Raw genomic sequence first — 8,401 nt, 5'->3', positions numbered from 1 at the left:
CTGCGCGGCCAGCGGCGCGAGCGCCTCGCCCACCGGCGTGAGCCGCACGCCGCGACCGTCGCGCACGTAGAGCGGCTCGCCGAATTCGTCCTGCAACTGGCGCAGCTGGCCCGACACGGCGGGCTGCGACAGATGCAGCGCATCGGCCGCGCGGCTGATGTTGCGCAACTCGGCGACGGTGGCGAACGTTATCAGTTGATCCGGGGTCATGCCGGGAAAATATCAGAATTTCCGATAGTCGATGTCACTAATCACAATTTTTCATATCGATATATCCAAATTAGGATTAAGCCCATCGCATCGACACCCGGAATCGCCCGCCTCATGTCCACCGCCCATCCCACCCTGCCGCACGCCGCCGCGCCGTCCGTGCGCGGCCAGTTGAACGGCGTGCTGTTCGTCGCCCTGTTCGCCGCCGCCGTGACCAGCCTGTCCGGGCTGCCGGCCATCGAGCGGCTCGGGCTGTCGCCGCTGATCGTCGGCATCATCGCGGGCACCGTCTACGGCAACGCGCTGCGCGACGGCATGCCGGAAAGCTGGGCGGCCGGCATCAACTTCTCGGCGCGCAAGCTGCTGCGCATCGCGGTGGCGTTCTTCGGGCTGCGCGTGAGCCTGCAGGAAATCGCGCAGGTGGGGCTGCCGGGGCTGGCCGTCTCGGTGCTGGTGGTGGTCAGCACGCTCGCGATCGGCACCTGGGTCGGCACCCGGATCCTCAAGCTCGACCGCGACACGGCCATGCTGACGGCGGCCGGCAGCGCGATCTGCGGCGCGGCGGCGGTGCTTGCGTTCGAATCGACGCTGCAATCGAAGCCGCACCAGAGCGCGATGGCGGTGGGCAGCGTGGTGCTGTTCGGCACGCTCTCGATGTTCGCCTATCCGATCGCCTGGCATGCCGGCTGGATCCCGCTCGACACGCAGGGCCTCGGCCTCTATTTCGGCGGCACGATCCACGAGGTCGCGCAGGTGGTGGGCGCGGCGAGCGACGTCAACGCGCAGGTGGTGCACACCGCCACCATCGTCAAGATGACGCGCGTGATGCTGCTGGTGCCGGTGCTGCTCGTGCTCGGCGCCTGGCTCGCCCACTCGGCCCGTTCGGCCAGCGGCGCGGCGGCCGGCCACGGCAAGCGCAAGCTCGCGGTGCCCTGGTTCGCGCTCGGCTTCCTCGGGTTCGTCGTGATCAATTCGCTCGGCGTGCTGCCCGAGCCGGCCATCCACACGCTGAACACGCTCGACACGTTCGCGCTGACCATGGCCATGACGGCGCTCGGCATCGAAACGCGCCTCGACCAGATCCGCGCCGCCGGCCCGCGTGCGCTGACCGCCGGCTTCGTGCTCTACCTCTGGTTGATCGTCGGCGGTTTCGGCATCACCTGGCTCGTCGAGCGCTGGCTTGGCTGACGACGCCCGCTCCCCTCGCCTCGCAGCCCGCGCCGCGCCCGCCGGAACCGTCCGGCCGGCGCGGCGCGGTGCTATGCTTGCCCTCGACTTTCTCCGCGCTCCCCACCACCTCGTGCTGTCCTTTCTGCTGAAGCTGCGCACGCGCGCCCAAACGCTGTTCCGCCTGTCCGACGCCCACACGATGCTGATCTGGTCGGTGATCGCCGGCATCAGCGGCGCCTTCGCGACGATCCTGTTCCGCGAAGGCATCGACACCATCCAGCGCCTCGTGTCCGGTTCGAGCGGCAGCTTCGTCGAGATGGCCAAGCGGCTGCCCTGGCAGGTGCGCGTCTGGCTGCCGGCCGCGGGCGGCTTCCTGGCCGGCTGCGTGCTGCTGCTCGCGCAACGCGGCAGCGCGAAGAAAGCGGGCGGCGCCGACTACATGGAGGCCGTGGCGCTCGGCGACGGCGTGGTGCCCGTCAAGGACAGCCTCTGGCGCAGCGCGTCGTCGCTGCTGACGATCGGCAGCGGCGGCTCGATCGGCCGCGAAGGGCCGATGGTGCAGCTCGCCGCGCTGGCCGCCTCGCTGGTGGGCCGCGTCGCGCGCTTCGATCCGCCGCGGCTGCGGCTGCTGGTGGCCTGCGGCGCGGCGGCCGGCATCACCTCGGCCTACAACGCGCCGATCGCCGGCGCGTTCTTCGTCGGCGAGATCGTGCTCGGCGCGATCGCCATGGAAAGCTTCGGGCCGATGCTGGTCGCCTCGGTGGTGGCCAACATCACGATGCGCGAGTTCGCCGGCTACAAGCCGCCGTACGAAATGCCGGTGTTCCCGGCCGTCACGGGCGTGGAGGTGCTGGCGTTCGTCGCGCTCGGCCTGCTGTGCGGCGCGGCCGCGCCGCAGTTCCTGCGCCTGCTGGCCGCTTCGAAATCGCAGTTCCGCAAGCTGCCCGCGCCGCTGCCGGTGCGGCTCGCGCTGGGCGGGCTGGTGGTCGGCGTGATCTCGATCTGGGTGCCCGACGTGTGGGGCAACGGCTACAGCGTGGTGAACTCGATCCTGCACGCGCCGTGGACCTGGCAGGCGCTCGTGATCGTGCTGGTGTTCAAGCTGCTGGCCACCGCGGCCACCTCGGGATCGGGCGCGGTCGGCGGGATCTTCACGCCCACGCTGTTCGTGGGCGCGGCGGCCGGCTCGCTGTTCGGGCTCGGCATGCAGATGCTGCTGCCGGGGCATGTGTCGGCGTCCTACGCCTATGCGATCGTCGGCATGGGCGCGTTCATGGCGGGCGCCACGCAGGCGCCGCTGATGGCGATCATCATGATCTTCGAAATGACGCTGAGCTATCAGGTGGTGCTGCCGCTGATGGTGTCGTGCGTGGTGGCCTACTTCGCGGCGCGCGCGCTCGGCCAGACCTCGATGTACGAAATCACGCTGCGCCGCCATCGCGACGAGGAAGAGCGTCGGCGCCTGGCCTCCACGCAGATGCGCGCGCTGATCCAGCCGGCGCAAACCGTCGTGCGCCCCGACGCCTCGGTGGCCGACATGACGCGCGTGTTCCTCGAATATCCGGTCAAGTATCTGTACGTGACCGACGCCGACGACACCTTCCGCGGCGCGGTGGCGCTCAAGGACATCACGTCCGATCTGCTCGAGGGCCGCGACACGCAGCACAAGACGGCGGCCGACTACACGCATACGCCGTTTCCGCTGCTCACGCCCGACATGCCGCTGGGCGCCGCGCTCGAACACTTCATGTGCTTCCAGGGCGAGCGGCTGCCGGTGATCGAATCGGCGGCCGCGCCGGTGCTGGCGGGGGTGGTCTACAAGACATCGCTGCTCGACGCGTACCGCCGCCTGAACGGCAACCGCTGAGCGGCAGCGTCCGGCAGGGCGATAAAAAGCGGGGAATTCGAAACAGAAGAGACGGCGGCGCTCGCGCCGCCTCGCACGCATTCAACCGGGCGCGCGCCCGAGCACCACGTGCGAGAAGAAGCCGCTCAGCGTGGCTTCGGTCATGTCGAGCGACACGAACTGCGGATCGGCCTGGTGGATCGCCTGGATGCCGTCGCACAACCCCATCAAGCCCACCGCGAGCTGCTCGGCCGGCAGCAGCAGCGGCGTGCCCGCGCGCTCGGCGAACAACTCGATGGTGGCGGCCATGTCCTCGATCTTCTCGCGCATGAACGCGATGTAGCGGGTGCGGAATTTCGCGTCGCGCGCGGCCTGCAGCTTCGCTTCGGCCCACAGCATGAAGGCCGGATTCAAACGGATGAACTGGCTGTAGAAGGTCAGCGCGCGCGCTTCCATTTCCTCGCGCGTGCCGCCCGAATCGAAGATCTGCTGCAACTCGGCGCGCATCGCCTCGTGATCGCACTTCAGCAGTTCGAGCAGCAGTTCGGCCTTGCCGCCGAAATTCGAATAGAACGCGCCGCGCGTGTAACCGGCCGCGGCCGCGATGTCCTCGATGCTCGCCGCGACATACCCCTTCTTCGTAAATATCGCGTTCGCGGAACTGAGCAGACGCTCGCGCGTCTGGTCCTTGCTCTGCTCGCGGGTCAAGCGCTTCGGTTTCATGGCGCGAAGTCTAGCACCAAATTCCGAAAGATCCAGCTTTGCATTCAGATACAACTGTGTATTAGAATTCATCGCTGTTTTCAAGATACAGGCGCTCGCCCCCGGCCCGACAGGCCGCCGGCGGCGGGCGCCGCCGCTCGTTGCGGCCAGTGCCTCGCGCCGGTTGCAACGCCGCCCGCTCTTCCTCATGAGGTTGCCGTGAACGCATCCGGATCCCGCGCAGTCGTCTTCATCGGCGCCGCGCTGCTCGTCGCAGCATGTCATCCGAAGGACAACGGGCCGCCGCCCGCCCCGCGCCCGGTGGTGGCCACGCCGGTCAGCGCCGACGGCGCGACGCTCGCCGCCACGCTGCCCGGCGATATCGAGCCGCGCTACGCCACACCGCTGTCGTTCCGCGTGGCGGGCAAGATCGTCGAGCGCAGCGTGCGGCTCGGCGACACCGTCAAGAAAGGCCAGGCGCTCGCCCGCCTCGATCCGTCGGATTCCGAAAAGAATGCCGCCAGCGCGCAGGCGCAGTTCGAGGCCGCCACGCATGCGCTGACCTACGCGCAGCAACAGGTCGAACGCGATCGCGCGCAGGCCCGCGAAAACCTGATCGCTCCGGCCCAGCTCGAACAGACCGAGAACGCCTATGCCTCGGCGCGCGCCCAGCGCGATCAGGCGGCGCAGCAGCTCGCGCTGTCGAGGAATCAGCTTCAGTACACGACGCTCACGGCCGACCACGCCGGTTACATCACGGCCGAGCAGGCCGACACCGGCCAGAACGTGTCCGCCGGGCAGGCCGTCTATCAGTTGGCCTGGTCGGGCGAGGTGGACGTGGTGACCGACGTGCCCGAAGCCACGCTCGCGCTGCTGAAGCCGGGCCATGAAGCGGCCGTCACGCTGCCCGCGCTGCCGGGCCGGCGCCTGACGGCGCGCGTGCGCGAAATCGCGCCGGCCGCCGATCCGCAAAGCCGCACCTATCGCGTGCGGCTCACGCTCGAGAACCCCGATCCCGCCGTCAAGCTCGGCATGACCGCCGACGTCGCGCTGGCCGGCGCGCCGGCCGACGGCGCGCGCTACACGCTGCCGTCCACCGCGCTGTTCCACCAGGGCCCGAATCCGGCCGTCTGGGTGCTGCGCCAGGACGACACGCTCGAACTGCGCCGCGTGACGGTCACGCGCTACGGCGAGAACACCGTCACCGTCTCGCAAGGCATCCAGGCCGGCGACCGCGTGGTGCAGCAAGGCGTGCATACCGTCAGCGCCGGCGAGAAGGTGCGCGCCGTGGCGCCGCTGCACGCGGAGGATGGCGCGTCATGAGCGAACGCGAGGAAAGCCGTTTCAATCTCTCCGCCTGGGCGCTGCGCCATCAGGCGCTGGTCGTCTACCTGATCGTGCTGGCCACGCTGGCCGGCGTGCTGGCCTACACGCGCCTGGCGCAATCGGAGGATCCGCCGTTCACGTTCCGCGTGATGGTGATCCGCACCTTCTGGCCCGGCGCGAGCGCGCGCCAGGTGCAGGAACAGGTGACCGACCGGATCGGCCGCAAGCTCCAGGAAACGCCGGCCATCGATTTCGTGCGCAGCTATTCGCGCCCCGGCGAATCGATGATCTTCTTCACGATGAAGGATTCGGCGCCGGTCAAGGACGTGCCCGAAACCTGGTACCAGATCCGCAAAAAGGTCGGCGATATTGCGTCCACGCTGCCGCAGGGCGTGCAGGGCCCGTTCTTCAACGACGAATTCGGCGACGTCTACACCAACATCTGGACGCTCGACGGCGACGGCTTCTCGCCCGCGCAACTGCACGACTACGCCGATCAGTTGCGCACCGTGCTGCTGCGCGTGCCCGGCGTGGGCAAGGTCGATTATTTCGGCGACCCCGATCAGCGGATCTTCGTCGAGATCGACAACGCGCGGCTCACGCGGCTCGGCATCTCGCCCACGCAACTGGGCCAGGCGATCAACGACCAGAACGCGGTGGCGTCGTCGGGCGTGCTGACCACCTCGAACGATCGCGTCTACATCCGCCCGAGCGGCCAGTTCGGCACGGTCGAGCAGCTGGCCGACATGGTGGTGCGCATCAACGGCCGCACGTTCCGGCTCGGCGACATCGCCACCGTCAAGCGCGGCTACGACGATCCGACCGTCACGCAGATGCGCGCCAACGGCCACCCGGTGCTCGGCATCGGCGTGACGATGCAGCCCGGCGGCGACGTGATCCGGCTCGGCAAGGCGCTCGAAGCCACCGCCGCGCAGTTGCGCACGCAACTGCCGGCCGGCCTCAAGCTGACCGAGGTGTCGAGCATGCCGCTGGCGGTGTCGCATTCGGTGGACGACTTCCTCGAAGCGGTGGCCGAGGCGATCGGCATCGTGCTGGTGGTGAGCCTCGTGTCGCTCGGGCTGCGCACCGGCATGGTGGTGGTGATCTCGATCCCGATCGTGCTGGCCGTCACGGCGCTGTTCATGTATCTGTTCGGCATCGGCCTGCACAAGGTGTCGCTCGGCACGCTGGTGCTGGCGCTCGGGCTGCTGGTGGACGACGCGATCATCGCCGTCGAGATGATGGCCGTGAAGCTGGAGCAAGGCTTCAGCCGCACCCGCGCCGCCGCGTTCGCCTATACCAGCACGGCGTTCCCGATGCTGACCGGCACGCTCGTCACGGTGTCGGGCTTCCTGCCGATCGCGCTCGCGCAATCGAGCACCGGCGAATACACGCGCTCGATCTTCGAGGTGTCGGCGATCGCGCTGATCGCGTCGTGGATCGCGGCCGTGGTGCTGATTCCGCTGCTCGGCTATCACCTGCTGCCCGAACGCAAGCGCGAGCACGCCGCGCACGATGCGGCCCATCACGACGATCATCACGAGGCGCACGACATCTACGACACGCGCTTCTACGGCCGCCTGCGCGGCTGGATCGGCTGGTGCATCGAGCAGCGGTTCATCGTGCTGGGCATCACCGTGGCGCTGTTCGTGGTCGCGCTGTTCGGTTTCTCGCAGATTCCGCAGCAGTTCTTCCCGAGCTCGGACCGCCCCGAGTTGCTGATCGACGTGCGGCTGCCCGAAGGCGCCTCGTTCCCGGCCACGCTCGCGCAGACCAAGCTGCTCGAGAAGGCGCTGACGGGCCGGCCCGAGATCGATCACACGGTCAGCTTCGTCGGCACCGGCGCGCCGCGCTTCTACCTGCCGCTCGATCAGCAACTGGCGCAGCCGAACTTCGCGCAACTGGTGGTGACGGCGAAATCGGTCAAGGATCGCGAGAAGCTCGCCACCTGGCTCGGCACCGAGCTGCACGATCACTTCCCGGCGATCCGCTGGCGCCTGTCGCGGCTCGAGAACGGCCCGCCGGTGGGCTACCCGGTGCAGTTCCGCGTGAGCGGCGACAGCATCGCCACGGTGCGCGCGATCGCCGAGAAGGTGGCGGCGCAGGTGCGTCACGACCCGCGTTCGTTCAACGTGCAATTCGACTGGGACGAGCCGGCCGAGCGCTCGGTGCGCTTCGAGCTCGATCAGAAGAAGGCGCGCGACCTGAACGTGACGTCGCAGGACGTGTCGAGCTTCCTCGCCATGACGCTGCAGGGCACCACCGTCACGCAGTATCGCGAACGCGACAAGCTGATCGCCGTGGACCTGCGCGCGCCGAAGGCCGAACGCATCGATCCGTCGCGCCTGGCCACGCTCGCGATGCCCACCCCGAACGGCCCGGTGCCGCTCGGCTCGCTCGGCCAGTTCCGCAACACGCTCGAATACGGCGTGGTGTGGGAGCGCGACCGCCAGCCTACCATCACCGTGCAATCCGACGTGCGCGCCGGCGCTCAGGGCATCGACGTGACCAAGACGATCGACAAGCAGCTCGACACGTTGCGCGCGCAACTTCCCGTGGGTTACCGGATCGAGATCGGCGGCTCGGTGGAGGAAAGCGGCAAGGCGCAGGCGTCGATCAACGCGCAGATGCCGCTGCTCGCGATCGCCGTGCTGACGCTGCTGATGATCCAGTTGCAGAGCTTCTCGCGCGTGCTGATGGTGGTGCTGACCGCCCCGCTCGGCCTGATCGGCGTGGCCGCCACGCTGCTGCTGTTCGGCCAGCCGTTCGGCTTCGTCGCGATGCTCGGCGTGATCGCGATGTTCGGCATCATCATGCGCAACTCGGTGATCCTGGTCGACCAGATCGAGCAGGACATCGCCGGCGGGCACCGGCGTTTCGACGCGATCGTCGGCGCCACCGTGCGGCGCTTCCGGCCGATCACGCTGACCGCCGCGGCCGCCGTGCTGGCGCTGATCCCGCTGTTGCGCTCGAACTTCTTCGGGCCGATGGCCACCGCGCTGATGGGCGGCATCAGCAGCGCCACCGTGCTGACGCTGTTCTATCTGCCCGCGCTGTACGCGACGTGGTTCCGCGTCAAATCGAGCGAACGCGAGGACGATCCGAACCGCACGCCGCCGCCGTCCGCCACGCCTCACGGAGCCTCAA

6 protein-coding genes are annotated in these 8,401 nt (G+C 68.6%); 4 read left to right on the top strand and 2 right to left on the bottom strand.

Annotated elements, in window-relative coordinates:
- A partial coding sequence (locus G3N92_RS27475; RefSeq protein ID WP_206130732.1) for a LysR family transcriptional regulator occupies window positions 1–210 on the bottom strand: 210 nt, incomplete at its 3' end.
- A 114-nt stretch (window positions 211–324) separates the two neighbouring features.
- On the opposite strand from G3N92_RS27475, the gene G3N92_RS27470 reads away from it, so the two are divergent.
- On the top strand, window positions 325–1,398 hold the full coding sequence (locus tag G3N92_RS27470; protein WP_206130731.1) for a YeiH family protein: 1,074 nt from the start codon (window positions 325–327) through the stop codon (window positions 1,396–1,398).
- A gap of 112 nt (window positions 1,399–1,510) precedes the next feature.
- The gene (locus G3N92_RS27465; RefSeq protein ID WP_206130733.1) at window positions 1,511–3,247 is read left to right on the top strand and encodes a ClcB-like voltage-gated chloride channel protein; all 1,737 of its coding nucleotides are present in this window, start codon (window positions 1,511–1,513) and stop codon (window positions 3,245–3,247) included.
- Between the two features lie 81 nt (window positions 3,248–3,328).
- Here the strand turns inward: G3N92_RS27465 and G3N92_RS27460 are convergent, their stop codons facing one another.
- Window positions 3,329–3,949 carry a TetR/AcrR family transcriptional regulator gene (locus G3N92_RS27460; RefSeq protein WP_206130730.1) on the bottom strand — a complete coding sequence of 207 codons (621 nt, stop codon included), beginning with the start codon at window positions 3,947–3,949 and terminating at the stop codon, window positions 3,329–3,331.
- A 198-nt stretch (window positions 3,950–4,147) separates the two neighbouring features.
- Here G3N92_RS27460 and G3N92_RS27455 point away from each other — a divergent pair, with 198 nt between their 5' ends.
- Complete coding sequence (locus G3N92_RS27455; protein WP_206130729.1) at window positions 4,148–5,251, top strand: efflux RND transporter periplasmic adaptor subunit; 1,104 nt, start codon at window positions 4,148–4,150, stop codon at window positions 5,249–5,251.
- Window positions 5,248–8,401, top strand: a 3,154-nt coding sequence (locus tag G3N92_RS27450) for an efflux RND transporter permease subunit (RefSeq protein WP_241015052.1), incomplete at its 3' end; no start/stop codon positions are given. The genes G3N92_RS27455 and G3N92_RS27450, both read left to right, overlap by 4 nt.

The sequence above is a fragment of the Burkholderia sp. Ac-20379 genome, from assembly GCF_017104645.1.
Classification (GTDB): Bacteria; Pseudomonadota; Gammaproteobacteria; order Burkholderiales; family Burkholderiaceae; genus Burkholderia.
Note: the sequence above shows the minus strand (reverse complement) of the source record. Positions and strands in the feature narration are given on the sequence as shown.

What these genes read in the sequence shown, in the direction of transcription:
- G3N92_RS27460 (WP_206130730.1), bottom strand. Translation starts at nt 3,949, where the DNA reads ATGAAACCGAAGCGCTTGACCCGCGAGCAGAGCAAGGACCAGACGCGC.
- G3N92_RS27470 (WP_206130731.1), top strand. Translation starts at nt 325, where the DNA reads ATGTCCACCGCCCATCCCACCCTGCCGCACGCCGCCGCGCCGTCCGTG.